Origin of the sequence: Streptomyces sp. cg35 (genome assembly GCF_050410835.1) — a bacterium.
Taxonomy (GTDB): domain Bacteria; phylum Actinomycetota; class Actinomycetes; order Streptomycetales; family Streptomycetaceae; genus Streptomyces.
Map to the genome: position 1 here is coordinate 3632329 of NZ_CP191268.1, position 25628 is coordinate 3657956.

The 25628-nt window shown below is 72.5% G+C and carries 20 protein-coding genes; 6 read left to right on the top strand and 14 right to left on the bottom strand.

All coding sequences use genetic code 11. The annotated features are described in order from the left end of the window. Positions 1 to 25: 25 nt before the first annotated feature. Positions 26 to 1018, top strand: a complete 993-nt coding sequence (locus tag ACQUQD_RS16475; protein WP_428952834.1) for an RDD family protein — start codon at positions 26 to 28, stop codon at positions 1016 to 1018. A gap of 23 nt (positions 1019 to 1041) precedes the next feature. On the opposite strand, the gene ACQUQD_RS16480 is transcribed toward ACQUQD_RS16475, so the two are convergent. Beyond that, a complete protein-coding gene (locus tag ACQUQD_RS16480; RefSeq protein ID WP_428952835.1) occupies positions 1042 to 1656 on the bottom strand; it encodes a hypothetical protein in 615 nt (204 codons plus the stop codon). 231 nt (positions 1657 to 1887) lie between these two features. Then, entirely contained in the window at positions 1888 to 3351 is a 1464-nt protein-coding gene (gene ahcY, locus ACQUQD_RS16485; RefSeq protein ID WP_428952836.1) for an adenosylhomocysteinase, read from the bottom strand. A 434-nt stretch (positions 3352 to 3785) separates the two neighbouring features. Here ahcY and ACQUQD_RS16490 point away from each other — a divergent pair, with 434 nt between their 5' ends. Continuing rightward, positions 3786 to 5858, top strand: coding sequence for a fructose-specific PTS transporter subunit EIIC (locus ACQUQD_RS16490; protein ID WP_428952837.1), 2073 nt, complete (start codon positions 3786 to 3788; stop codon positions 5856 to 5858). A 171-nt stretch (positions 5859 to 6029) separates the two neighbouring features. Here the strand turns inward: ACQUQD_RS16490 and ACQUQD_RS16495 are convergent, their stop codons facing one another. From ACQUQD_RS16495 to ACQUQD_RS16525, 7 genes are all read right to left on the bottom strand, one after another. After that, on the bottom strand, positions 6030 to 7013 hold the full coding sequence (locus tag ACQUQD_RS16495; RefSeq protein WP_428952838.1) for a cation diffusion facilitator family transporter: 984 nt from the start codon (positions 7011 to 7013) through the stop codon (positions 6030 to 6032). Between the two features lie 110 nt (positions 7014 to 7123). After that, on the bottom strand, positions 7124 to 8275 hold the full coding sequence (manA, locus tag ACQUQD_RS16500) for a mannose-6-phosphate isomerase, class I (protein ID WP_428952839.1): 1152 nt from the start codon (positions 8273 to 8275) through the stop codon (positions 7124 to 7126). A 49-nt stretch (positions 8276 to 8324) separates the two neighbouring features. Beyond that, on the bottom strand, positions 8325 to 9452 hold the full coding sequence (locus tag ACQUQD_RS16505; RefSeq protein WP_428952840.1) for an SIS domain-containing protein: 1128 nt from the start codon (positions 9450 to 9452) through the stop codon (positions 8325 to 8327). A gap of 38 nt (positions 9453 to 9490) precedes the next feature. Then, positions 9491 to 9661, bottom strand: a complete 171-nt coding sequence (locus ACQUQD_RS16510) for a Trm112 family protein (RefSeq protein ID WP_428952841.1) — start codon at positions 9659 to 9661, stop codon at positions 9491 to 9493. Between the two features lie 150 nt (positions 9662 to 9811). Beyond that, positions 9812 to 11176 carry a phosphomannomutase/phosphoglucomutase gene (locus ACQUQD_RS16515; protein WP_428952842.1) on the bottom strand — a complete coding sequence of 455 codons (1365 nt, stop codon included), beginning with the start codon at positions 11174 to 11176 and terminating at the stop codon, positions 9812 to 9814. Positions 11177 to 11294: 118 nt separating this feature from the next. After that, positions 11295 to 12911 (bottom strand): L-lactate permease, encoded by a 1617-nt coding sequence (locus ACQUQD_RS16520; protein ID WP_428952843.1) that lies wholly within the window; start codon positions 12909 to 12911, stop codon positions 11295 to 11297. 126 nt (positions 12912 to 13037) lie between these two features. Next, the gene (locus ACQUQD_RS16525; RefSeq protein WP_428952844.1) at positions 13038 to 13415 is read right to left on the bottom strand and encodes a DUF3499 domain-containing protein; all 378 of its coding nucleotides are present in this window, start codon (positions 13413 to 13415) and stop codon (positions 13038 to 13040) included. A 321-nt stretch (positions 13416 to 13736) separates the two neighbouring features. Between ACQUQD_RS16525 and ACQUQD_RS16530 the strand changes: the two genes are divergently transcribed. Beyond that, a complete protein-coding gene (locus tag ACQUQD_RS16530) occupies positions 13737 to 14234 on the top strand; it encodes a metallopeptidase family protein (protein WP_428957580.1) in 498 nt (165 codons plus the stop codon). 15 nt (positions 14235 to 14249) lie between these two features. On the opposite strand, the gene ACQUQD_RS16535 is transcribed toward ACQUQD_RS16530, so the two are convergent. The 3 genes from ACQUQD_RS16535 to ACQUQD_RS16545 form a co-directional block, all read right to left on the bottom strand. Beyond that, a complete protein-coding gene (locus ACQUQD_RS16535; RefSeq protein ID WP_428952845.1) occupies positions 14250 to 15755 on the bottom strand; it encodes a DUF5719 family protein in 1506 nt (501 codons plus the stop codon). Further along, entirely contained in the window at positions 15752 to 19426 is a 3675-nt protein-coding gene (locus ACQUQD_RS16540) for a glycosyltransferase (protein ID WP_428952846.1), read from the bottom strand. Before ACQUQD_RS16540 ends, ACQUQD_RS16535 begins: the two co-directional genes overlap by 4 nt. Positions 19427 to 19590: 164 nt before the next feature. Next, positions 19591 to 19854, bottom strand: coding sequence for a WhiB family transcriptional regulator (locus tag ACQUQD_RS16545; RefSeq protein ID WP_127831770.1), 264 nt, complete (start codon positions 19852 to 19854; stop codon positions 19591 to 19593). 660 nt (positions 19855 to 20514) lie between these two features. On the opposite strand from ACQUQD_RS16545, the gene ACQUQD_RS16550 reads away from it, so the two are divergent. Genes ACQUQD_RS16550 through ACQUQD_RS16560 form a run of 3 tightly spaced genes read left to right on the top strand, consistent with a single transcriptional unit; the run spans position 20515 to position 23326 of the window. Then, positions 20515 to 21009: a cysteine dioxygenase gene (locus tag ACQUQD_RS16550; protein WP_428952847.1), complete on the top strand. Its 495-nt coding sequence runs from the start codon at positions 20515 to 20517 to the stop codon at positions 21007 to 21009. A gap of 44 nt (positions 21010 to 21053) precedes the next feature. Beyond that, a complete protein-coding gene (cofD, locus tag ACQUQD_RS16555; protein WP_428952848.1) occupies positions 21054 to 22022 on the top strand; it encodes a 2-phospho-L-lactate transferase in 969 nt (322 codons plus the stop codon). Continuing rightward, the gene (locus ACQUQD_RS16560; protein WP_428952849.1) at positions 22019 to 23326 is read left to right on the top strand and encodes a coenzyme F420-0:L-glutamate ligase; all 1308 of its coding nucleotides are present in this window, start codon (positions 22019 to 22021) and stop codon (positions 23324 to 23326) included. The genes cofD and ACQUQD_RS16560 overlap by 4 nt, the downstream gene beginning before the upstream one ends. A gap of 15 nt (positions 23327 to 23341) precedes the next feature. On the opposite strand, the gene ACQUQD_RS16565 is transcribed toward ACQUQD_RS16560, so the two are convergent. Continuing rightward, on the bottom strand, positions 23342 to 24370 hold the full coding sequence (locus ACQUQD_RS16565) for a DNA-3-methyladenine glycosylase family protein (protein ID WP_428952850.1): 1029 nt from the start codon (positions 24368 to 24370) through the stop codon (positions 23342 to 23344). 169 nt (positions 24371 to 24539) lie between these two features. Next, entirely contained in the window at positions 24540 to 25622 is a 1083-nt protein-coding gene (locus ACQUQD_RS16570; RefSeq protein WP_428952851.1) for a sugar phosphate nucleotidyltransferase, read from the bottom strand. Positions 25623 to 25628: the final 6 nt, after the last annotated feature.

Consider the following 25628-nt stretch of genomic DNA (forward strand, 5'->3'; position numbering starts at 1 on the left):
GGTCAGGGAAGGGTGGGTGGCCGGCGTGAGTGAGCTGGTGACGGGTGAGGCCGTGGCACTGGAGCTGCGGCCCGCGAAGCTGCCGAGCCGGGCGCTCGCCGTGCTCATCGATCTGGTGGTGGCGTTCGCCGTCTATATCGTCGTGACGATCGCCGTGGTGGCTGCCACCGCGTCGCTGGACGATGCCGCTGCCGCCGCTCTCTCTGTCGCGCTGTTCCTGCTGGTGCTGGTCGGGATTCCGATCGCGGTGGAGACGTTGAGCCATGGCCGGTCGCTCGGGAAGCTCGCGTGCGGGCTGCGGGTCGTACGGGACGACGGGGGGCCGATCCGGTTCCGTCATGCGCTGGTGCGCGGGGCCGTCGGGGTCGTGGAGATCCTGATGACCTTCGGCGTCGTGGCGTGCATCGCCTCGCTGGTGTCGGCTCGGGGGCGACGGGTCGGGGACGTGTTCGCGGGGACTCTCGTGGTGCGCGAGCGGGTGCCGACCGGGCAGGCGGCGTTCGTGCCGCCTCCGCCGCCGTGGCTGGTGGGACGGTTCGCGCAGCTGGATCTGTCCGCTGTGCCCGAGGGGCTGTGGCTCGCGGTGCGTCAGTACCTCACGCGGATGGGGCAGTTGGATCCGCAGGTCGGATGGGGCATGGCCGAGCGCCTCGCCGCCGATCTCGCCGCGCACACCGGTGCGCCCGCGCCGACCGACGTGCCGCCTGCGGCGTTCCTGGCCGCGGTGGTGCACGAGCGGCAGTCGCGTGAGGCTCAGCGGGCCTTCGGCGCGGGACCGCAGAGCGGTGCTCCCGGGGCGTACGGCGGTCATGGGCGGCCCGGGGTCGGCGTGCCGCCGGCGGTCGCGCCGGTTCCGCCCGCCCCGGTGCCGGGAGCGTACGGCCCGCAGGTCGCTCCGGCGCCCGGTGCCTTTCCAGCTTCCGGTCCCTCGGCCGCCGAGGCGTCGCCGGCCGGGAGCTCCGCGTCGGATTCCGGGAGTTCGGAGCCGCCGGCCACCGGGTTCGCCCCGCCTGCCTGACGTCGACGCTGTTCCTGCCGGCATCAGCCGAACGTGGACGGGGGCGTCTCCAGGTCCTCCAGCTCGATGCCCGGGGCCGCCAGGACCACGTCGCCGCTGATGTGGACGGAGTGCTGCTCCCCCGTGTCCAGGGCTGTGACCTGGTATTCGTCCACGGTGAGGGGTCCGTTGTCAGTGGCGTGTGCTTCGCTGTTCAGCAAGGTCCAGGACTGGTCCAGGGTGCGGGAGGCCAGGACGGGATCCGTCAGTGCGACGAGGCGGACACGGGTCGAGGGGGAAGCGGGGGTGAGGTTCAGCAGACGCGTGGTGGCGATGAGGAACGCGGGGGATGTACCGGTGAAGGCGTGGGCCGGGGCGTTTCCTTCGGTGGCGTGGGTGCCGGTGGGGTCGGTGCGCACCCAGGTGACGCCGTCGATGGCGGCGCCTCTCACCTGCCAGCTCGCGGCGTTCACTTCGAGGCGGATGGGGCGGCCGAGCTCGTCGAGGGCAAGGTCGATCGAGCCGGCGTGGTCGCCGGAGGGGGTGGTCCGTTGGGCTACGTAGCGCCAGCCGGAAGGGCCGGGTGCGCAGTGGAAGTGCTCTTCACCGAGGGGGGTGTGATCGTGCGGATCGTGGAGCGAATATCGGCCGCGGGGCATGGGATTCGTGGGGTCCTCTGTCTGGCCTGCTGACGGTCGGCCTGCGGGTGACCTGGGGGTTGGTGACCTGCGCGGCTGATGAGCGGTCCACCGTAACCAGCGGTGGGCGGGTCCACCGTGATCACGCGGTGGACCGGGCACGGGACAGGCCCCCGGCACGGGGGTGCGGGGGCCTGTCCTGTCAGCCGGGTCAGTCGCCGGGCGACTGGAGCGGTGCGGTGTGCGCGGTGCTCAGTAGCGGTAGTGGTCCGGCTTGTACGGGCCCTCGACCTCGACACCGATGTACGAGGCCTGCTCCGGGCGGAGCGTCGTGAGCTTCACGCCGAGCGAGTCCAGGTGCAGGCGCGCGACCTTCTCGTCGAGGTGCTTGGGCAGCACGTAGACGTCGGTCGGGTACTCGGACTGCTTGGTGAACAGCTCGATCTGGGCCAGCGTCTGGTCCGCGAAGCTGTTGGACATCACGAAGGACGGGTGACCGGTCGCGTTGCCCAGGTTCAGCAGGCGGCCCTCGGACAGCACGATGATGACCTTGCCGTCGGGGAACGTCCACGTGTGGACCTGCGGCTTGACCTCGTCCTTGACGATGCCCTCGATCTTCGCGAGGCCGGCCATGTCGATCTCGTTGTCGAAGTGGCCGATGTTCCCGACGATCGCCTGGTGCTTCATCTTGGCCATGTCGCTGGCCATGATGATGTCCTTGTTGCCGGTCGTCGTGACGAAGATGTCGACCTTGTCGACGACCTCGTCCAGCGTCGCGACCTGGAAACCGTCCATCGCGGCCTGCAGCGCGCAGATCGGGTCGATCTCCGTGACGATCACTCGGGCGCCCTGGCCGCGCAGCGACTCGGCGCAGCCCTTGCCGACGTCGCCGTAACCGCAGACGAGAGCGGTCTTGCCGCCGATGAGGACGTCCGTGGCGCGGTTGATGCCGTCGACCAGGGAGTGGCGGCAGCCGTACTTGTTGTCGAACTTCGACTTGGTCACCGCGTCGTTCACGTTGATCGCGGGGAACAGGAGGGAGCCCTCGCGCTGCATCTCGTACAGGCGGTGGACACCGGTCGTGGTCTCCTCGGTCACGCCACGGATCTCGGAGGCGAGCTGGGTCCACTTCTGCGAACCGTTGGAGATCGTGCTGTTCAGGAGCTGGAGGATGACGCGGTGCTCGTCGGACTCGGCGGTGTCGACCGAGGGGACCTTGCCGTCCTTCTCGTACTCGACGCCCTTGTGGACGAGGAGGGTGGCGTCACCGCCGTCGTCCAGGATCATGTTCGGGCCGCCGGTGGGGGTGTTCGGCCAGGTCAGGGCCTGCTCCGTGCACCACCAGTACTCCTCGAGGGTCTCGCCCTTCCAGGCGAAGACCGGGACGCCCTGGGGGTTGTCCGGCGTGCCGTTCGGGCCGACCGCGATGGCGGCGGCGGCGTGGTCCTGGGTGGAGAAGATGTTGCAGGACGCCCAGCGGACCTCGGCGCCCAGGGCGACCAGGGTCTCGATGAGGACGGCCGTCTGGACCGTCATGTGGAGGGAGCCGGTGACGCGGGCGCCGGCGAGCGGCTGCGCCTCGGCGTACTCCTTGCGGATCGCCATCAGGCCGGGCATCTCGTGCTCGGCGAGGGTGATCTCCTTGCGCCCGAACTCGGCGAGGGAGAGGTCGGCGACCTTGAAGTCCTGGTCCTGTCGGTTGGCGACAGAAGTCATAAGTGAGCTGCTCCTCGGTGCAGTTGCGATCGGTCGAGGTGGGCTTGGTGCGCATGCCCAGGTACGGGTACACGCATGGCTGATCTGCGGCATCCCTGGGACACAGGTGTCCCCTGGCGCTCGCAGCGCAGTCCGTCGGAGGCCCTCTCTCCCTCGGCCGACCCGGCGTGCGGGCCGCCCGACCGCCATCAGCAGCGACGTCTGGCTCGTTACGAATCTACACCGATCGGCCCAGTGGGCCCCACCCCGTCCCGGCCCCGGGGGACGGGGGCATGGCTGGTTTTGAGTGGCCGACGCACGTAAGCAGAAGTGGCGTCAGACCAGGCAATTCGGGACCTTTGCGCTTTTGAACCTGTGCAGACGTGTTGCAGGATGCGAGTGAGACCGCGAACACTTGCGCGGTCTTGTAATGCGAAGGCGCAAAGGAGAGCCACGTGACCAGTCCGGCCGACCCCCACGCGGGCGGAGGGGCCGTCGAGCAGCAGAAGAGGTTGAAGCTGCTCGCGGTGACCGCCTGTCCGACCGGCATCGCGCACACCTACATGGCGGCGGAGAAGCTGCAGCAGGCGGCCGAGGCCGCCGGTATCGACATGAAGGTGGAGACGCAAGGGTCCATCGGGGCCGAGAACGTCTTGACTGACAACGATGTCAAAGACGCCGACGGCATCATCATCGCCGCCGACAAGGACGTCGACCGCAGCCGGTTCGCCGGTAAGCGGGTCCTGTCGGTCGGGGTGTCCGAAGGGATCAGCCACCCCGAGCGGCTGATCGAGCAGGTGCGGAGCGCACCCGTGCACGGGGCCGGAGGTGGCGGCGGCAGCGCCGAGCCGCCCTCGTCGTCCGGCGGCGGCGGCAAGGAGCGGAGCGTCGCGTACAAGGCGCTGATGAACGGCGTCAGCTACATGATCCCGTTCGTGGTGGTGGGCGGGCTGCTCATCGCCATCTCGCTGTCCCTGGGCGGGCACACCGACCCCAAGGGCGGTCTCGTCATCCCGGACGGCTCCTTCTGGATGCACGTCAACCAGATCGGTGTCATCGGCTTCACGCTGATGGTGCCGATCCTGTCCGGCTACATCGCGTACGCCATCGGTGACCGGCCCGCGCTCGTGCCGGGCATGATCGGCGGCTGGATCGCCAACACCGGCGACCTGTACGACTCGAAGGCCGGGGCCGGCTTCATCGGGGCGATCGTGACCGGCTTCCTCGCCGGTTATCTGGTCGTGTGGATCAAGAAGGTCAAGGTCCCGAAGTTCGCCCAGCCGATCATGCCGATCATCGTGATCCCGATCGTGGCCACGACGTCGCTCGGCCTGTTCTTCATCTACGTCATCGGCAAGCCCATCTCGTGGGTCTTCGAGCACCTCACCAGCTGGCTCAGCGGGATGACCGGCACGAGCGCGATCCTGCTCGGCGCGATTCTCGGGCTGATGATCGCGTTCGACATGGGTGGGCCGGTCAACAAGACGGCGTTCCTGTTCGGCGCCGGGCTCATCGCCACCGGCAACCAGACGGTCATGGGCATGTGTGCCGCCGCCATCCCGGTCATGCCGCTCGGCCAGGGGCTGTCCACGCTCATCCGCAAGCGGCTCTACAGCGAGCAGGAGCGGGAGACCGGTCTCGCCGCACTGTTCATGGGCTGTTTCGGTATCTCGGAGGGCGCGATCCCGTTCGCCGCGGCGCGGCCCGCGCAGGTCATTCCCGCCAACATGCTCGGCGGCGCCGTGGCCGGTGCCATCGCGGGCATGGCGGGCGTGAAGGACGCGGTGCCGCACGGTGGTCCGATCGTCGCGGTGCTCGGTGCCGTGGGCGGTGTGCCGATGTTCTTCGTGGCCGTGATCATCGGTTCGGTCGTGACCGCGCTGGCCACCGTCGCGCTGGTCGACTTCAGCGAGCGCAAGCGGCGCGGGGAGGCGCTGGTGAGCGTGCCGGTCGGGCCCGAGCCCGCCCTCGCCGCCGTGGGCGTCGGTGCCGGGGCCACCGGTGGTGCCGCGCAGGCCGCCGTGGCCGCGGCTCAGGTCGCCGCGCCCGCTCCCGAGGAATCCGCGGAGCCCGAGGTGCTCTCCGGCTATCTCACCGAGCAGACCGTCAAGGTCGAGCTGGATGCCGGCGACAAGGAAGCGGCCATCCGTGAGATGGCCGGGATGCTCGCGGGCACCGGCAAGGTGGCCGATGTCGAGGAGCTCGTGCGCACCGCGCTGCGGCGTGAGGAGCAGGGGACCACCGGGCTCGGCGAGGAGATCGCCATTCCGCACGCGAAGACGGATGCGGTGACGTCGCCGGTCGTCGGGTTCGCGCGGTCCGCCGAGGGCATCGAGTGGGGTTCGCTGGACGGGACGAAGGCGAAGCTCGTCTTCATGATCTCGGTGCCGGAGGCTGCCGCCGGGGACGAGCATCTGCGGATTCTGGCGCTGTTGTCGCGGAAGTTGATGGACACGGAGTTCCGGGCGCGGTTGCAGGCGGCGCCGGACGAGGCCGCGATCCTGCGGGTGCTGGCCGAGGTTCGGTAGCCCGGGGCCGTTCATGTGAACGGGGTCGGTGAGTTCGCGCTCACCGGCCCCGTTCGCGTATGGGGGTGGTGTCGTCGGGAGGGGGCCTGGTCGCGCCGTTCCCGCGCCCCTGTACGCGGAGGGGCCCCGCCGAGATTCTCGGTGGGGCCCCTCCGCGTACAGGAAGAGAGATCAGTGATCCGGCGTCGGGGAAGGCGTCGGGCCGCCCGGGCTCGCCTCGCGGTCCGGGCCCTTCGCGGCCTCGGTCTCGCTGTAGATGTCGGGCTCGAGGTAGATGACGCGGGCGATCGGGACGGCGGCGCGGATGCGGGCCTCTGCCTCGTTGATGGCGCGGGCGACCTCGGCCGCGGTGTCGTCGTGCTGGACGGCGATCTTCGCGGCGACGAGGAGCTCCTCGGGGCCGAGGTGGAGCGTGCGCATGTGGATCAGGCCGGTGACGGTGTCGCCGTCGACGACGGCCTCCTCGATCTTCCGCACCTCGTCCGTGCCCGCGGCCTCGCCGAGCAGCAGGGACTTGGTCTCCAGTGCGAGGACGATGGCGATGGCGATGAGCAGGAGGCCGATGCAGAGCGTGCCGATGCCGTCCCAGACGGCGTCGCCGGTGGCGAGGGTCAGGCCGACGCCGAGGAGGGCGAGGACGAGACCGATGAGCGCGCCGAAGTCCTCCAGGAGGACGACCGGCAGCTCGGGGGCCTTGGCGCGCTTGATGAACTGGCCCCAGGAGAGCTTCCCGCGCAGGGCGTTGGACTCCTTGATGGCCGTACGGAAGGAGAAGCCCTCGGCGATGATCGCGAAGACGAGGACGCCGACCGGCCAGTACCAGTGCTCCAGGTCGTGCGGGTGGCTGATCTTCTCGTAGCCCTCGTAGACGGCGAACATGCCGCCGACCGAGAAGAGGACGATGGAGACGAGGAAGGCGTAGATGTAGCGCTCGCGGCCGTAGCCGAAGGGGTGTTGCGGGGTCGCCTCGCGCTGGGCCTTCTTGCCGCCGATGAGCAGCAGGAACTGGTTGCCCGAGTCGGCGAGCGAGTGGACCGACTCAGCGAGCATCGACGACGAGCCGCTGAAGAGGAACGCCACGAACTTCGCCACCGCGATCGCGAGATTGGCGGCGAGCGCCGCCACGATCGCCTTTGCTCCGCCTGAAGCACTCATGTTGTTCCTGGTGTCCCTTCGTATGTCCCGTGCCGCTGCGAGTCGCGCTGCCGCTTTGCCCGGCCTTTGCGGTGGGTCATTGTTGCAGCACGGGACGCGTGAGGCGGGAGTCAGGCCACGACGGTCGCCCGGAAAATCGTGCCGTCACCGGACACTTGGGCCTTTTCGCCCGCGGGGACGAAGGCCGACTGCCCGGGTGCGAGGGTGAGGTCGCCCGCGCGGACCGAGCCTGCCGTGCAGAGCAGGATCTGCGGGGTCGCGGCCGTCAGGTCGTGGGCGGGGGCGTCCGCGGGCAGGACGTAGCGGGAGAGGCGGAACTCGTCGATGGGGGTGTCGTAGACCTCCTCGCCGTCCGGGGAGGCCTCCGGGCGCAGCACGCCGGGGTCGGTGGCCGCGAAGCGGACGATGCGCAGGAGTTCGGGGACGTCGACGTGCTTGGGGGTCAGGCCGCAGCGCAGGACGTTGTCGGAGTTGGCCATGATCTCGACGCCGAGGCCGTTCAGGTACGCGTGCGGGACGCCGGCGCCGAGGAACAGGGCCTCGCCGGGCTGCAGTCGGACGTGGTTGAGCAGCATGGCCGCGATGACGCCCGGGTCGCCGGGGTAGTGGTGGGCGATGCCCGCGTACGGCTCGTAGGCGCCGCCGAGGCGCCGGGCGGCGGCCGTGGCGTCGGCGACGGTGCGCTCCATCTCGGTGCGGTCGGCGCTCAGGACGGCGGTCAGCACCTCGCGCAGCGCGGCCTCTTCGGGGTGGGCGCGCAGCAGGTCGGCGTACGGCTTGAGACTGTCGACGCCGAGGCCTTCGAGCAGCGCGGCGGCCTCCTCGGGCGCGCGGAAGCCGCACAGCCCGTCGAACTCGGTGAGCGCGCAGATCAGCTCGGGCTTGTGGTTGGCGTCCTTGTAGTTGCGGTCGGGCGCGGTGATCGGGACGCCCTTGGCCTCTTCGGCCTCGTACCCCTCCTTCGCCTGCCGGAGGTCGGGGTGCACCTGGAGGGAGAGGGGTGCGCCCGCGGCGAGCAGCTTGAGGAGGAACGGCAGGCGCGGGCCGAACTTGGCGACGGCCGCCTCGCCGAGCTGTCCCGCCGGGTCCGCGTCGATGACCTCGTCGAGCGGGCCGCGCTCGGTGTGCGAGGGGGCGCCGGGGTGGGCGCCCATCCACATCTCGGCCTGGGGTTCGCCGGTCGGCTCGGCGCCGACGAGGTGCGGGATGGCGGTGGTGGAGCCCCAGGCGTAGGGGCGGATGGTGTTGGTGAGGCGGTCCATGCGTCCAGTCTTCCAATGCGTACGGCGATGAGTACGGCGCGGGTTCAGCTCACGCCGTGGAGGCGAGGCCCAGGTAAACGGCGGCGAAATCCGTGACGGCGATCAGCTCCGCGAGGGTCTCCAGCTCGCTGCCCTCCTCCGGTTCCAGCTCGCTGATGGGGGTGTCGTGGGACAGCGCGAGTTCGCGGGCGGCGGGGGCGGCGGTCAGGCCGCCGGTGGGCCGGTCGCGGAGCAGGACGACGCGGGCGCGCAGGGCCTGGGCGTCCTCGACGCGGTCGCGGAAGAAGTCGTCGGGGTCGGCGCCCGCGGCGAGGTCGCTGGTGAGCAGCGCGCCGTGGGCGGGCATCGCCTCGGGCAGGTCGGCGGCGAGCGCGGGGCGCCCGGCCAGTTCGGCGAGGGCGGCGGCGAAACGGCGGCCCGCCGGGCCCGCGGCCGCGCCCTCGGTCCAGATCAGCGGGAGCGCCTCGGCGAGCTCGGAGGCGAGGGTCTTGGCCGGGTTGCTGTACGTCGCGATGGCCGGGCCGCAGCGCTCGGCGGTGCGGTCGAGGCGGTCGGCGACCTTCTCCAGGACGTCCGGGGGCGCGGCCAGCAGTCCGGTGCGGTCCAGGAGCGCGAGGAGCGGTGTGAGCAGGGCCCAGAGGGCGCCCGGCGCGGAGGCCGCGGCCGGTTCGTCCTGCTCGTAGGGGGCCGTCGCCATCGGCACGAGCAGGCCGTGCGCGCCGGCCACCGCCTCGGTCAGCGGGGCGCCGGTGGGACACACGGCGACGACGGTGACGCCGCGCCGGTACGCCTGCTCGGCCAGGAGGGCGAGGCTCGGTTCGGTGCCGTCCGGGGAGGCGATCAGGAGCAGGTCGACCGAGCCGGCCCAGCCGGGCAGGTCCCAGCGCAGGGCGCCGGCGGCGGGGGCGACGCCGGTGGGGCGCAGCCGGACCACCGGGCAGGCCGCGCCGGCCAGCCGGGCGAGCAGGTCGGCGACGCCGGCGGCCGCGGTGCCGGGGCCCGCGATCAGGACGGCGCGCGGGCGGCCGTCCGGCTTGAGGTCGGTGATGCCCGCCTCGGCCGCGTGCCGGGCCGCCGTGCGGACGCGGGCGCCCGCCTCGGCCGCGCCGCGCAGCAGGCCACGGCGGTCGGCCCTGGCCAGCGCCTCCGTGTCGTCCAGGAGCGTTTCGTCGAACATGGCGTCGGGTCTCCTGCTCGCGGGAATCGCGGGAACGGTTACGCGGGGCGGCGGGCCTCGTCGACGAGGAGGACCGGGATGCCGTCGCGGACCGGATAGGCCAGAGCGCAGTCCTCGCCGGTGCAGAGCAGCTCGGCGTCGGCCTCCTTGAGGGGGGCGTGGCAGGCCGGGCAGGCGAGGATCTCCAGGAGGCCGGCTTCGAGCGGCATGGGGGTTCCCTTCGGGGTACGGGTGCTTCGGTTCAGCCCGGTCAGCGTACCGCCGGGGCGGCGCGGCGGGCCCGGTGGATCATGGCCGGACCGGGCCGGAGCGCCGCGGGTCGGCGGCGCTCCGGCCCGGCGGGACGGCCGGCGGGACGGTCAGGCCCGGATGATCGCCAGTGCCTCGTCCCGCACCTTCTCCATCGTCGCCTCGTCCCGCGCCTCCGCGTTCAGGCGCAGCAGCGGCTCCGTGTTGGACGGGCGGACGTTGAACCACCAGTCGGCCGAGGTGACGGTGAGGCCGTCGAGCTCGTCCAGGGTGATGCCCTCGCGGTCCCCGTACGCGGCCCTGATCGCGGCGAGACGGCCGGCCTGGTCGGCGACCGTGGAGTTGATCTCACCGGAGCCGGCGTAGCGGTCGTAGGCGGAGACCAGCGCGGACAGCGGGCCGTCCTGGCCGCCCAGCGCGGCGAGGACGTGGAGGGCGGCGAGCATGCCGGTGTCCGCGTTCCAGAAGTCGCGGAAGTAGTAGTGCGCGGAGTGCTCGCCGCCGAAGATCGCGCCGCTGGTGGCCATCTCCTGCTTGATGAAGGAGTGGCCCACACGGGTGCGCACGGTCGTGCCGCCGTTCTCCTTGACGACCTCGGGCACGGACCACGACGTGATCAGGTTGTGGATGATCGTGCCCGTGCCGCCGTTGCGCGCGAGCTCGCGGGCGGCGACGAGGGCGGTGATGGCGGACGGGGAGACCGGGTCGCCGTTCTCGTCGACGACGAAGCAGCGGTCGGCGTCGCCGTCGAAGGCGAGGCCGAGGTCGGCGCCCTCGGCGCGGACCCGCTCCTGGAGGTCCACGATGTTCGCCGGGTCCAGCGGGTTGGCCTCGTGGTTCGGGAAGGTGCCGTCCAGCTCGAAGTACATCGGTACGACGTCCAGCCGCAGGCCCGCGAGGACGGTCGGGACGGTGTGCCCGCCCATGCCGTTGCCCGCGTCGACGACGACCTTCAGGGGCCTGATGGCGGTCAGGTCGACGAGGCCGCGCAGGTACGCCGCGTAGTCCTCCAGCGTGTCGCGCCGCGTGAACGTCCCCGGCGTCGCGGCCGGCTCGGGCGCGCCGGATCCGCTCCACTCCTCGGCGAGCCGGCGGATCTCGGCCAGGCCGGTGTCCTGGCCGACGGGGGCCGCGCCGGCCCGGCACATCTTGATGCCGTTGTACTGCGCGGGGTTGTGCGAGGCGGTGAACATGGCGCCGGGCAGGCCGAGGGCGCCCGACGCGTAGTAGAGCTGGTCGGTGGAGCACAGGCCGATCTCGGTGACGTCCGCGCCGAGGGCCGCGGCGCCGCGCGCGAAGGCCCGGGAGAGGCCGGGCGAGGAGGGCCGCATGTCGTGCCCGACGACGATCGCGGAGGCGTCGGTCACACGCGCGAACGCCGCGCCGAACAGCGCGGCGAGCTCCTCGTCCCACTGGTCCGGGACCACCCCTCGCACGTCGTACGCCTTCACGATCTGCGACAGATCAGCAGCCACGGCCGGCCCAGCCCTCCTGGAGTCCTTCACGGACCCCACAAACTACCTGGCCGCACCGGCAACCGGCCGTGAACCCCTCATTCCTCTCAAAGAACCCGGCTCAGCGCGTCCTTACTGGTCAGGGCAGCATCCAGGACAGCACCACCGTGCTCTGCGCGAAGACGATCAGGCACATCACGAGCAGCAGTCCCAGGCTCCACGGGAGCACCTTGCGCAGCAGGTCGCCCTCGCGGCCGGCGAGCCCGACGGCGGCGCAGGCGATGGTCAGGTTCTGCGGCGAGATCATCTTGCCGAGGACGCCGCCGGAGCTGTTCGCGGCAGCAAGGAGTTCCGGTGACAGGCCCGACTGCTGGGCGGCGGTCACCTGGAGGGCGCCGAAGAGGGCGTTGGCCGAGGTGTCGGAGCCCGAGACGGCGACGCCGAACCAGCCGAGGACCGGCGACAGGAAGGCGAGCCCGGCGCCCGCCGCGGCCACGAAGTGCCCGATGGTGGCGGCCTGGCCGGACAGGTTCATGACGTAGGCGAGCGCGAGCACGCTGGTCACGGTGAGGATCGCGAACCGCAGCTCGTGCACGGTCCCGAACCACTCGCGCACGGCCACGCGCGCGTGCACCCCGATGACCATCGCCGTGAGCACGCCGGCCAGCAGCACGAGCGTGCCTCCGGTGGAGACGAGCGGCAGCGTGAAGACATTGCCGCTCACCGGGTCGCCGTCCGGGTTGGCGACGTCGAGAAAAGGCCAGTCGAAGACCCGGTTGGCCTCGGCCAGCCAGTCCTTGACGGCGGGGATCTGCGCCACGGAGAAGATCACGACGATGAGGGCGTACGGCGCGTAGGCGCGCAGCACCTCGGGCTTCGGGTCCTCCTCGTCCAGGTCCTCGCTGCGTACGCCGGTGAGGACCGCGGCGCGTACGGGTTCGGCGGCCGGCCTGCGCGCCTGCGGGACGGCGACCAGGGCGCCCGCGCCGATCAGGGCGGCCCCGATGTCGGCGAGCTGGGCGGAGACGTAGTTGGAGGCCACGAACTGGGCGACGGCGAAGGCGACTCCGCAGGCGAGGGCGGGCACCCAGGTCTCGCGCAGCCCGCGCCGCCCGTCGACGAGCCCGACGAGCACCAGCGGGACGACGAGGGCGAGCAGCGGCGTCTGCCGGCCCACTACGGAGGCGACGGCGTCCAGCGGGAGCCCGGTGACCTGGGCGAGGGTCACGACGGGGGTGCCCATGGCGCCGAAGGCGACGGGAGCCGTGTTGGCGACGAGGGCGACGACCGCGGCCTTCACCGGGTCGAAGCCGAGCGCGACGAGCATCACCGAGCAGATCGCGACGGGCGCGCCGAACCCGGCGAGGGCCTCCAGGAGCGCGCCGAAGCAGAACGCGATGACGAGGGCCTGGATGCGCGGGTCGTCGGAGAGCCGCCCGAAGGAGCGGCGCAGGATGTCGAAGTGCCGGGTGCGGATCGTCATCCGGTACACCCACAGGGCGTTGACGACGATCCACATGATGGGGAAGAGACCGAACAGCACGCCCTGGGCGCCGCTGGAGACGGTCTGGCCGAGCGGCATGCCGTAGGCGAGCCAGGCGACGAGGACGGCGACGCCGAGCCCGATCAGGCCGGCGACATGGGCCTTCATGCGGACGGCGCCGAGCAGGACGAGGACGGTGACGAGGGGCAGGGCCGCGACGAGGGCGGACAGGCCGAGTGAGCCGCCGACGGGCTCCAATTGCTGGACGAACACGAGCGCCTCCCGGAATCCCGGAGTCAGGGTGGCGAATTGTTCTGTCCTCAACAAACGCGCGTCAACGCGCGTGACAGAGATGACGGCGAAGATCCCGTGAAGGCGCTTACTACGCCCTGTATGCGCTCAGTTGTCGGGCGAGCGGAGCACGCGGAGGTGGCCGCGGCGGGCTACTTCCATGGGGTCCGCGGTGCGCGCCCCCGAGCCGCCGGCCTCGGCCGCGCGCTCCTGGGGGCGGGCCGCCTCCCGCACGGCGTTGGCGAGGGCCTCCAGGTCGTCACCGCTGGGGCGGGCGGGGCCGCTGCCGCCGGCGAGCCGGACGACCTCCCAGCCGCGCGGCGCGGTGAGGCGCTCGGAGTGCTCGGCGCACAGGTCGTAGCAATGGGGTTCGGCGTAGGTGGCGAGGGGGCCGAGGACCGCGGTCGAGTCGGCGTAGACGTACGTCAGCGTCGCGACGGCGGGACGGCCGCAAGCGGTGCGCGAACAGCGACGTACAGGGCTCACAGCGTTGGACGGTACCGCACTCCTGAGCGGGCCGCGACGACTCTCCCCGAGGTCACCCCACCGTGTCGTGGTGTGAGACGGCGCACACCGGTGCGCGCGGGCGCGCTCGTGACCTGCGGGGACCGGGGGTCGCACGCCCCGGCGGGCAGTTGAAATCTGTCACCACTCAGGACAAATACCTTCAAGTGTCACGAGATCAGCGGTCCGGGAAAGACGTGGAATCAGGCCCAAGATTGGCTTGATCGGTCAGGATCCGACATGCCGTGCTCCATACGGAGCGGCCCCGCCCCGGACGCCCCGGAGGACTACGCTGCGTCGGTGATGGAAAGGCCCGCGAACGCTGAGAACCCGGTACCGCCCGAAGGCCAGGTACCGCCGCGCTCCCCCGCCGAGCCGCGCCCGCCGCGCCGCCGCGACCGGCACGGCCGCGGCATGCGCGGTCCCGTGGCGCCGCCGCAGGTGCCGCTGGCGGCGAGCCGCGCCGAGGGCTTCGCGGACCTCGTACAGGACTCCGTGGAGCGTCTGGAGCGGCGCTGGCCGCAGCTCGCCGAGGTCGACTTCCTCGTCCTCGAGGTGCCGCGGCTGACGGCCGAGGACGAGGCCTGGGGCGCCGACACGGTGCCGCTGGGCGGCACGATCCCCGCGCGGGACGGGACGCCCGCGCGCGTGGTCATCTACCGGCGCCCCGTGGAGATCCGCACCAAGGGGCGCGACGAACGGGCGGCGCTGGTCCACGACGTGGTCGTGGAGCAGGTCGCCGAGGTCCTCGGGCTCACCCCGGAGACCGTCGACCCCCGCTACGAGGACGGCGAGGACTGACCGTCCCCGTACGGGCTACTTCTGCAGGACGGAGAGGTCCTCGTCGGACTCCGGCACGGACACCGTGCCCCGGTCGTCGGGCAGCGTCTGGACCGTGAACGCGGGCACGTCGCCCTGCTTCTCCTCCAGCATCCGCGAGCCGTAGACCCGGCCGCCCGACACGGGCTCCACCGTCAGCGCGTACGAGCCCTTCAGACCGTCCGGGACGGGCGCGGGGACGGAGAGCGTCGTGCCGCCCTTGACGGTGTACTCCTTGGTGGCCGCGGTGCCTCCCCCGGTGCCCGCCGACGCGGTGACCTTCACCTTGCCGGTGGCGCCGGGGGCGGTCAGGGCGAGCGTGGAGCCCTTGGCGCGGTTGTCGGCGACCGTGGCGCGCGCGCCGATGTCACGGGTGGCCGGGATGAACGCGGTCTCCTGGTCGGGGCCCTTACCGCGGGTGACACGCAGGGCGGCCACCACCGGGACGGAGGCGTCGGTGGGCGTCAGGTACAGCGAGCCCGCGTCGCCGCGCGTCACGTCGCCGAGGTCGACGGCCGACGTCATACCGGACTTCACGTGCAGGGTGTCGTGTCCCGCGGGCGTGATCGTGCCGCTGGGGGTGGCGAGCTGGACCTTCAGGTCGGCGTCGTCCTGGCCCGGCGCGAAGACGACCAGGCGGGCGTTCGTCGCGTCCTTCGGGATGCCGGGCAGCACCAGCGAGCCCGCCGGGTCGGCGGAGGCGGGCAGCCAGTCGCCGCCCAGCTTGTCGTCGGCGGCCGACACCGCGGCGGCGACCCGGCCGCTGCGCGCGGTCACATGCAGCGTCAGGTTCGTGTACGGCTTGTCGGTCAGCGTCGACAGCAGGACCGGGACGCTGGCGTGCGGCCCGATCTGGATGCCCTCGCCGACATCGGACTTCACGGCGCCCTCGGGGCCGAACATCTGGACGTCCACGACCGCGGCCTGGTCGTCCGGGTTCGTGAGGTGGATGTAGTCGCTGCGGTCCTTGGCGGTGCTCGCGCCCGGGAAGTAGAAGTCGGTGTCCGGGGCCGAGCAGTTCAGGCCGAGCAGGCCGCGTCCCGTGCCGACGTCGACCGCGGTGGTCTGCTGGACGGTCCAGCCGGGCGCCAGGGCGCCGTCGGCGGTGCCGATCAGGGCGGGCGCGTCGGCGCCCGAGGCCTCGCCCGCGGCCGGCTTGCCGGGCTCCTTCGGGGTGACGACCGCCTTGGGCTTTTTCGCCTTGTTCTTGGACGCTCCGCTGTCGCTCGACCCGGTCTCCGCGGGCATCAGCTGCGCCTTGCCCGCCGAGTCGTCGGCGCCTTCGGCGCTCTTCGAGGACGGCGTGTACGACGTGTACGCCGTCTCCGCGAGGTCGGACTGGCTGGGCGCAGGGCACAGCAGGCTGGAGCGCTCCACGGGCAGCTGGGCGGCCGCCTTGGCGGGCGCGTCGTCCGCGCCGCCCGGTGTCGTGGCGGCGGCGAACCCGGTGACGGCGGCCAGGGCCGTCGCCACGGCGATCAGGGACAGGGTCGTGCGGTTCACTGCTGGCTCCCGTCGGGGCGCTCGTTCTCGGCGCCGTTGCCGTGGCCGTGCTGCTGCTCGTACGTGGGGTCGTACTGCGCCTGCGGGTCGTACGTGCCCCCATAGGCGTACGGGTCGTACTGGCCCGCCTGATAGGGATCCGCCTGGTAGGGGTCCGCCTGCGGGTCGTAGCCGTAACCGCCGCCCTGGTACTGCTGCTCGCCCACGGTGTACGTGCCGTACTCGGCGCCCGCGTAGCTGGGCTGCTCCCACTCGCCGTACGTCTGCTGCTGGGGGATGTCGGCCACCGGGGCCTCCTCCGGGGGTGGAGGCGGTACGGCGGCGTCGTCGGTCTGCTCGGCCTCGGCCTGGGCGCGCAGGCGGCGGGCCCTGCGGCCCTCGCCCGCGACGGCCTGGGCGGGCACGACCGGCTCCTCCGGGAGGTCGTCGTCGACGTCGGTGCGCCGGCCCGGCAGGGCGAGCACCACGAGGACGAGGGCGAGCGCGCCCTGGGCCCACAACCAGGCGGTGTGCGTGATCGGGGTGTCGTAGGTGACGTCGAGCGTGCCACCGGACGCGGGCAGTTCGAAGCCCTGTGCCCAGCCGTCGATCGTGGTCTTCGTCAGGGGCGCGCCGTCGAGCGTGGCGGTCCAGCCCTCGGCGGCCTGGTCGGCGAGGCGCAGCACGCGCCCCTCGCTGCCCTGGGGCACCTTCGTGTGCAGCTCGACGGGGCCGGCGGCGACCGGCTTGGCCTCCTCCGACGTCGAACCGGTGTCGGCCGTGGGCAGGATGACGGCCCGCGCCACCTGCCGGTCGATGCGCCACAGTGCGGTGCCGTCCTGCTGGCTGAGCCGGGTCAGCCCCGGCGTCGCGTCCAGGACGCGGCCCATCTGGCGCGGCGCCCCGTCGCGGACGAGGACGTAGCGCACGGCGAAGCCGCCGAGCTGGTCCGCCTGGTCGGCGCCGGAGCCCGCGACCAGATTGGCGACGACCTTGTCGAGGCCCTTGTTCTCGCCCGCGGCCGCGGTCAGTTCGCCGTCGCCGAGCCGGGCGCCCGCGCCGCGGACCAGCGAGTAGGAGACCTGGCCGGTGGAACCGTCCAGGACGAGCGTGCGGGCCTGGTCGCGGGTGCCGGCCTCCTCGGCGACGAACGCGGGCACCTGCACCGGGTCGCGGCGCTCCAGGGGCCCGTCCGCGCCGGCGATCATCCAGCCCGCGGCGAGCAGCAGGGGGCCCGCGGCCGCGGCGAACGCGATGAGCGCGGCCACCGGCTGGCGCCAGCCGAAGCTCTGCTCGGCCACGCGCGAGCGGGCGCCGTCGGCGCCGAGCGCGGCGGCGGCGAGCAGCGCGATGCCGTACACGAGGGTGGCGGGGCCGGCCCACGTCGAGTTGTTCGACAGGACCGCGAAGACCAGGGCCACGAGGGCGACGGTCCAGGCGGTGAGGACGGCGAGGCGGCGCTCCTGGCGCAGCAGGGCGGCGAGCGCGGCCAGCACGATGCCGATGAGCAGCAGGCTGCCCGTGGTGCCGGGGCCGCCCGGCGAGGCGCCGAGCAGGCTCGTCGCGGTCGCGGAGCCCTCGCCGTACGGCAGTCCGGCCTCCTTGAAGAAGCCGAACGGGAGCAGCGTCAGGGACCACGGCGCGAGCATCAGCAGCGGTGTGCCGAGCACCGCGAGGAAGCGCAGTCCGTACGCGGTGATGTCGCCGCGGCGCACCACGAGGAGCGCGATGCCGAGGACGAGGGCGATGGGCCACACGATCGGCGTGAAGGCCGTGGTGATCGTGAGCAACAGCGCGTACGCCCAGGTGGCCCGCCAACTGCCGCGCGCGCCCCGGTCGTTCATGAGGCCGGAGGCGGACAGGGCCGCGCGCGCGATGAGCGGCAGGAGGATCACGAGCACCGCCGTGCCGACGCGGCCGCCCGCGAGGGCGCCGGTGGCGGCGGGCAGGAACGCGTACGCGACGGCCGCCCAGGCGCGCAGCAGCCGGGACTCGACGAGCGGGCGGGAGGCGAAGTAGGCGGCGAACCCGGCGAGCGGCACCGAGCCGACGAGCAGCACGGTGATCGCGAGGCCGGTGGAGCCGAGCAGCACGGAGGAGAACGCGGCGATGAGCGCGAGGTACGGGGGCGCCGCCTGGGTGCCGCCCGTACTGGTGGCGTGCCAGGCGTCGAGGTAGCGCGACCAGAGTGCGGAGGCGTCACCGGGCGCGGGCAGCAGGGCCCCGCCCGCGAGCGCGCCGCTGCCCAGCAGGCCTCGGCAGGCGATCAGGGAGACGAAGAGCAGGACGACGAAGAGCATCGGCCCGGGCTTGCGGGCGATGCGCTTGAGGCGGGCGAACTGCTCGACCTGGATGAAGTCGGCGTCGTCGCCGCCGGGCCCGGACTCCAGACCGCCGCCGCCGTGGCGTCCGGCCGTGGAGGTCTCGGGCTCGGAGCCGCCGAAGAGGTTCCCCGCGGCCTGCTCGACGGTGAGCCGCACGGTCGCGCCGGGCGGCGGGAACAGCGGCCGCAGCTCCTTGGCGTCCACCATGCCCTTGCCGCGCCGCTTGCGGGCGGCGAGGATCCGGCCCGGCCGCAGCAGCGTCGCCATCAGGCCGGCGATCTCGTCGAAGGCCTGTCCGGGCACCTTGCCGACCAGATACGCGACCGTACGCAGCAGGGTGCCGAAGACGAGGCGGAGCAGGATCCAGGGGAGCGTCGCCCCGCGCGCGTTGGCGAGCAGGGTGTAGACGGCGCCCGCCTTGTCGACCTTGTGCGGCGACGACGCCGTACGTCCCACGCAGTCGACGGTGCGGCGCTCGCGCGAGGAGGCCTCGGCGTGCCGCACGACGGCCTCGGGGGCGACGAGGACCCGGTGGCCGGCGGCCTGGGCGCGCCAGCACAGGTCGACGTCGTCGCGCATCAGCGGCAGCCGGCGGTCGAAACCGCCGAGCTGCTCGAAGACATCGCGCCGGATCAGCATGCCGGCGGTGGACACGGACAGCACGGGGCGTACGTGGTCGTGCTGGCCCTGGTCCTGCTCGCGGCGGTCGAGGCCGGTCCAGCGGCGCCCGGAGTGGGCGATGGAGACGCCGACCTCCAGGAGCTGCCTGCGGTCGTACCAGCCGCGCAGCTTGGGGCCGACGATCGCGACGTCGGCGCCGGCCTCGCGCTCCGTCTCGACGACGCGCAACAGCTGGGCGAGCGCGTCCGGTTCGGGTGCGCAGTCGTCGTGCAGCAGCCACAGCCACTGCTCGGGCTCGCCGTGCGGCAGGTCCGGCATGTCGTACGCGTCGTCGCGCCAGGAGCGGCTGACGGGGTCCCAGCCGCTCGGCCGCTTCAAGTAGGGCAGCTCGTCCGGGGTGAGCACCCCGGCGCCGCGCACGGCTTCCTCGACGGCCTGGCCGAAGCCGGTGCGGCGGGCGAGGTGCAGCACCCGCTCGTCGCCGAGGGCCTGGCCGACGAGGGCCGCGGAGTCGTCGGCGCTGCCGGTGTCGGCCGCCACCGCGTTCTGCACGGGGCGCTCTTGGCCGAGCAGGCCCGACAGCACGTCGGGCAGCCAGCGGGCGCCGTCGTGCGAGACGAGGACGGCGGTGACGACATGCCTGGGGAACTCGGGGGCGCTGCCCGGGTCGAGCCCTGTGGCGTGCCCCGGGTTGAACGCGGCGGCGGCAGTACCGAATTGGTCTGCCGGGTGGCTGTGCACGGACATCGAGGTACGGGCCCCGGTTCGTTGGACTGCGGTGGACGCCCGTGGCCGTAGGGGACACGGTGGCGTCTCGGACGGGGCCCCACACTAACGGCTGGCAACAGCAGCGGCCCGCCGCCTGTGGACAACCCACGGACGACGAGCCGAACGTGACGCGAAAACAGTGGTCAGACAGCGGCCTTCTTGAGGCGCCGGCGCTCGCGCTCGGACAGTCCTCCCCAGATGCCGAACCGCTCGTCGTTGGCGAGCGCGTACTCGAGGCACTCGGAGCGGACCTCGCACGCCAGGCAGACCTTCTTGGCCTCCCTCGTGGAGCCGCCCTTCTCGGGGAAGAAGGACTCGGGGTCGGTCTGGGCGCACAGTGCGCGCTCCTGCCAGCCGAGTTCCTCTTCCGCGTCCTCGACCAGCAGATCCTGAAACGACTCGGTCATAGTGCGCCCCTCGTCCGTCCGTGCGTCCCCGTGATGTTGCCGTTACCGATTTCGGCTGAACGACACGAGTGAAATTACAAGTGTGCCGATCCGGGGCAGTCAAGCCGGGATCTGCTATTGGGCCCCTTATTCACTCTGCGGAACCAAGGCTATGCGGAAAGTGTTCAAATCGGCAAAAACCGTGACACTTGCCAGTGGCCCATGTGGATGCCCTACCCCCTCTGAATCACTACAAGGGAGGACGCCGCGGAGTTTGATCTCGTTCCGACCCGCTCACAGAAGCGAACCGGATCACATTCGGATCACAGGATCGCAACGGCGTTTGCGCGCCGGGTTGCAGCGCCACATGTCCGGGACGACGGGTGAACAAACCTTTCGCCTGCCAGAGATACCGGATGAGGTGAAACATTTCCCACCATCCGGACATTGAGTTGACACGGGACGCATGAACCGATGTCCTGGTGGGCATGCTCGCGAACTTGGCACCGATGACGACCCGCACCGCCGGGTCCGTCTCCGCTGCCCGCGCGTGCTGTAGCTGTTGCTGTTCCAGCTGTTGAGTCGTTGAGCCACCGAGCTCCGACCGTGTTTCTCCTCTCCGTACGGCCCTAGCCCCCGCCGGGGCGCTCCGCACTCTTCCGCCGAGGAATCCCCACACCCATGAACAGCGACAGCGACCTCCAGATCGCCGGCGACATCCTCGAAGTACCGCACCTGCTGCAGCCCGCTCGTGAACACCCCGAGACGGTGGCCGAGTTCGTCGGGCTCGCGCGCTCCATCGCCGCCGACCGCTCCCAGTGGGAGCACCTCGTCGAGTACGACGCCACGACCCGCTGGTACCGCCGCCTGCGCACCGGGCCCGGCTACGAGGTGTGGCTGCTGTCCTGGGTGCCCGGTCAGGGCAGCGGACTGCACGACCACGGGCGCTCCAGCGGCGTACTGACGCTGCTCCAGGGCGAACTGACGGAGCGTACGGAGCGCGGCACGCGGTCCCTGACTCCGGGCGCGCAGCGGGTGTTCGCGCCCGGCTACGTCCACGAGGTCGTCAACGACTCCCTGGAACCGGCCGTCAGCCTGCACGTCTACCACCCGGGCCTGACCGCGATGCCGATGCACTCCCCCGTCTGCTCCACGGTGGACCGGGCCGCTGTCTGAGACCGGCTGCCGCGCTGTCGGTGCTGCCTGCGATGCTTGGGGCCATGCGCATTGTGGTTCTGGCAGGCGGCATCGGTGGTGCCCGGTTCCTTCGCGGTCTCAAGCAGGCGGCACCGGACGCGGACATCACGGTCATCGGCAACACCGGTGACGACATCCATCTCTTCGGCCTGAAGGTCTGTCCGGACCTCGACACGGTGATGTACACGCTGGGCGGCGGCATCAACGAGGAACAGGGCTGGGGGCGTACCGACGAGACCTTCAAGGTCAAGGAGGAGCTCGCGGCGTACGGGGTCGGACCCGAGTGGTTCGGGCTCGGCGACCGGGACTTCGCGACCCACATCGTCCGTACGCAGATGCTGGCCGCCGGCTATCCGCTCAGCGCGGTCACCGAGGCGCTGTGCGAGCGGTGGCAGCCGGGCGTGCGGCTCCTGCCCATGTCCGACGACCGCGTCGAGACCCATGTCGCCGTCGACGTCGACGGCGAGCGCAGGGCCGTGCACTTCCAGGAGTACTGGGTGAAGCTGCGGGCCTCCGTGGACGCGCAGGCCGTGGTGCCGGTCGGTGCCGAGCAGGCCAAGCCCGCCCCGGGCGTGCTGGAGGCCATCGCGGAGGCGGACGTGATCCTGTTCCCGCCGTCGAACCCGGTGGTGAGCGTCGGCACGATCCTGGCCGTGCCCGGGATCCGGGAGGCCATCGCCGAGGCCGGCGTGCCCGTCGTCGGGCTCTCGCCGATCGTCGGCGACGCCCCGGTGCGCGGCATGGCCGACAAGGTGCTGGCCGCGGTGGGCGTGGAGTCGAGCGCCGCCGCCGTCGCCGAGCACTACGGGTCCGGGCTGCTCGACGGATGGCTCGTGGACACCGTGGACGCCGGGGTCGTGGAGCGGGTCGAGGCGGCCGGGATCCGCTGCCGGGCCGTGCCGCTGATGATGACGGACCCCGAGGAGGGCACCGCCGCGGCCGCGATGGCGCGCGAGGCGCTGCGGCTCGCGGAGGAGGTCCGGGTCTCGTGAGCAGTGCCGCCGCGCCCGCCTTCCGGGCCTGGGCCGTCGCCGGGATCCCCGAGGTCCGGGAGGGCGACGACCTCGCCAAGCTGATCGTCGCCGCCGAGCCGTCGCTCGCCGACGGCGACGTCCTCCTGGTCACCTCGAAGATCGTCAGCAAGGCCGAGGGGCGTGTCGTCCTGGCCGACGACCGGGAGGCCGCGATCGACGCCGAGACCGTACGGGTCGTGGCGCGGCGCGGCACCCTGCGGATCGTCGAGAACAAGCTGGGTCTGGTGATGGCCGCGGCCGGGGTCGACGCGTCCAACACCGCGGCCGGGACCGTACTGCTGCTCCCCGAGGACCCGGACGCGTCCGCGGCCGCGATCCGCGACGGGGTGCGGGACGCCCTGGGCGTCGAGGTCGGGGTCGTCGTCACCGACACCTTCGGGCGCCCCTGGCGCAACGGGCTGACCGATGTCGCCATCGGCGCCGCCGGTGTCCGCGTCCTCGACGATCTGCGCGGCGGCGTCGACGCGTACGGCAATCCGCTGAGCGCGACCGTGGTGGCGACCGCCGACGAGCTGGCCGCCGCCGGGGACCTCGTGAAGGGCAAGGCCGGCGGGCTGCCGGTCGCCGTCGTGCGCGGCCTCGGCGGCGTCGTGGGCGAACAGGGCGGATCCGCAAGGGAGTTGGTGCGGGTCGCACGGGACGACATGTTCCGGCTGGGGACCTCGGAGGCCGTACGGGAGGCCGTCACGCAGCGGCGTACCGTGCGGGCGTTCACCGACGAGCCGGTCGATCCGGGGGCCGTGCGGCGGGCCGTCGCCGCGGCCGTCACCGCGCCCGCGCCGCATCACACGACGCCGTGGCGGTTCGTGCTGCTGGAGTCGGCACAGTCCCGGGGGCGGCTGCTCGACGCGATGCGGGACGCGTGGATCGCGGACCTGCGGCGGGACGGCAAGAGCGAGGAGTCCATCGCGAAGCGCGTGCGGCGCGGGGACGTGCTGCGCAACGCGCCGTATCTCGTGGTGCCCTGCCTGGTGATGGACGGCTCGCACACGTACGGGCACGCGCGCCGGGACGCGGCCGAGCGGGAGATGTTCGTCGTGGCCGCCGGGGCCGGGGTGCAGAACTTCCTGGTGGCGCTGGCCGGTGAGCGGCTCGGGTCGGCCTGGGTGTCGTCGACGATGTTCTGCCGGGACGTCGTGCGGGACGTGCTGGGGCTGCCGCAGGACTGGGACCCGATGGGGGCCGTCGCGGTGGGGCATGCCGCCGCGCCGCCCGTGGCGCGGCCCGCGCGGGACGCCGCGGACTTCATCGAGGTGCGCTGAGGCCCGCGGGAGCCGTCACCACTCGGCGATGTTCACCCGGCGCATCTTGGGCTGCCTGCGGGGCGGTGCGACACCGCTCAGCAGGATCAGGCGGGCCGCCCGGTGGCGCTGGCCCTCGTAGGGGGCGAGGAGTTCCAGCATGTCCTCGTCGGTGGCGTCGCGGTTGCCGGCGAGCGCGTAGCCGATGGTGCGGGGCAGGTGCAGATCGCCGGTGGTGACCTCGTCGGGGGCGCCGTTCGTGCGCTGGATCGTCTCGGCGGAGGTCCAGGGGCCGATGCCGGGGACCAGTTCGAGCCGGGCGCGGGCCCGGACCGGCTCCATCCCGGCCGCTTCTTCGAGGCGCCGGGCCACCTTGGCGGCGCGGATGATCGTCGAGGCCCGCTTGTTGTCGACGCCCGCCCGGTGCCACTCCCAGGACGGGATCAGCGTCCAGGCGCGGGCGTCCGGCATGACGCGCATGCGCAGGTCCTGGCCGGCCGGGCCCGGGGCGGTCTCGCCGTACTTGTGGAGCAGCAGGCGCCAGGCCCGGTAGGCCTCGTCCGTCGTGATCTTCTGTTCCAGGATCGACGGGATGAGGGACTCCAGGACCAGGCCCGTGCGGGTCAGGCGCAGGCCGGTACGGCGGCGGGCCGATTCGGCGACCAGGCGGTGCCGCGGCTCGAACGGGGCCGGATCGTCCAACTCACCAAGCAGGGCGGGGAGTTGGTCCAGGAACCAGTCGCTTCCCGGGCCCCAGGCCTGGGCCTGGACGGTGCCGTCCCGCTCGGCGACCCGGAGTGTGGCGGGGCCCTGCGGGGTGCGGCTCGTGCGCCACAGGGCGCCGTCGGGGGTCGTACGGAAGGTCGGGTCGGCGGGGCCGCGGCGCAGGGGGCCGAGGGTGAGGCCCAGGTGGAGGGGGGCCGGGGGCGTGTAGGTGCGGGTGGCCGGCGCCTGGTGCGGGATCGACGGGGCGGGCGGGGGTACGCGGGTTTCGCCGCCGCGCACTGTGGTGCGGGTGGCCGGCGGGTGGGTCTGCGTACGGGGGGTGTATCGGCGGCCTGCCACGGGGGTCCTCGGTCGGGGCGGGTGTTCCCCTTGAGGGTAGGGGTTTTTCCCCTTCCCTGTCCCTTCCCCGCCCCTTCCCCGAAACGCCCCTCCAGGGATCATGGGCCGAGTCGCGGGGCTCAGGCCCCGGACCCCGCTCCTCAATCGCCGGAGGGGCTTGAGATACGTCTCACTGGTCCGACGAGAAGCGGACCGCGCCTGCCGGGAGGTGGGCGTCGCACCAGACTCGTACGCCTGTCTGGAGTTCGTTGTCGGGGCCCACGTGGGCGCCGTCGCCGATCACCGCGCCGGTGAGGATCGTGCGGGCGCCGATGCGGGCGCCCCGGCCGATCAGGGAGTCCGTGATCACCGCGCCGGGTTCGATCACCGCGCCGTCCAGGACCGTGGAGCCGCTGATCCGGGCGCCCTCGCCGACCTGCGCGCCCTCGCCGACGACGGTGCCGCCGGTCAGCTTGGCGTCCGGGGCGACGGTCGCCGTCGGCAGGACCAGGCGGTCGCCGCAGCGGCCGGGCACGGCCGGGGACGGGGCGCGGCCGAGCACCAGGTCGGCCGAGCCGCGGACGAAGGCCTGCGGGGTGCCGAGGTCGAGCCAGTACGTGGAGTCGACCATGCCCTGGAGGTGGGCTCCGGAGGCGAGGAGGTCCGGGAACGTCTCGCGCTCGACGGAGACCGGGCGGCCCGTCGGGATCGTGTCGATGACCGAGCGGCGGAACACGTACGCGCCCGCGTTGATCTGGTCCGTGACGATCTCTTCGGGAGTCTGCGGCTTCTCCAGGAAGGCCTGGACCCGGCCCGTCGCGTCGGTGGGGACCAGGCCGTACGCCCTCGGGTCCTCGACGCGGGAGAGGTGGAGCGAGACGTCCGCGCCGGTCGTCTCGTGCTCGTGGACGAGGGCCCGGATGTCCAGGCCCGTCAGGATGTCGCCGTTGAAGATCAGGACCGGGTCGTCGGGCCCGGAGCGCAGGTGCGAGGCGACGTTGCGGATGGCGCCGCCGGTGCCGAGGGGCTCGACCTCGGTGACGTACTCCAGGTGGAGCCCGAGGCGGGAGCCGTCGCCGAAGTACGGCTCGAAGACCTCCGCCAGGTAGGACGTGGCGAGGACGATGTGGTCGACGCCCGCCGCCTTGGCCCGCGCCAGCTGGTGGGTGAGGAACGGGACGCCGGCCGCCGGGACCATCGGCTTCGGGGTGTTCACCGTGAGCGGGCGCAGCCTGGTGCCTTTGCCGCCGACCAGGAGGATCGCTTCTGTCACCTGTCG

Bases quoted from the DNA above. Each gene is read 5' to 3' on its own strand.
- ACQUQD_RS16540 (WP_428952846.1), bottom strand. From the start codon at position 19,426: ATGTCCGTGCACAGCCACCCGGCAGACCAATTCGGTACTGCCGCCGCC.
- ACQUQD_RS16505 (WP_428952840.1), bottom strand. From the start codon at position 9,452: ATGTTCGACGAAACGCTCCTGGACGACACGGAGGCGCTGGCCAGGGCC.
- ACQUQD_RS16530 (WP_428957580.1), top strand. From the start codon at position 13,737: ATGGAAAGGCCCGCGAACGCTGAGAACCCGGTACCGCCCGAAGGCCAG.
- ACQUQD_RS16480 (WP_428952835.1), bottom strand. From the start codon at position 1,656: ATGCCCCGCGGCCGATATTCGCTCCACGATCCGCACGATCACACCCCC.
- ahcY (WP_428952836.1), bottom strand. From the start codon at position 3,351: ATGACTTCTGTCGCCAACCGACAGGACCAGGACTTCAAGGTCGCCGAC.
- ACQUQD_RS16495 (WP_428952838.1), bottom strand. From the start codon at position 7,013: ATGAGTGCTTCAGGCGGAGCAAAGGCGATCGTGGCGGCGCTCGCCGCC.
- ACQUQD_RS16510 (WP_428952841.1), bottom strand. From the start codon at position 9,661: ATGCCGCTCGAAGCCGGCCTCCTGGAGATCCTCGCCTGCCCGGCCTGC.
- cofD (WP_428952848.1), top strand. From the start codon at position 21,054: ATGCGCATTGTGGTTCTGGCAGGCGGCATCGGTGGTGCCCGGTTCCTT.
- manA (WP_428952839.1), bottom strand. From the start codon at position 8,275: ATGGACCGCCTCACCAACACCATCCGCCCCTACGCCTGGGGCTCCACC.
- ACQUQD_RS16545 (WP_127831770.1), bottom strand. From the start codon at position 19,854: ATGACCGAGTCGTTTCAGGATCTGCTGGTCGAGGACGCGGAAGAGGAA.
- ACQUQD_RS16550 (WP_428952847.1), top strand. From the start codon at position 20,515: ATGAACAGCGACAGCGACCTCCAGATCGCCGGCGACATCCTCGAAGTA.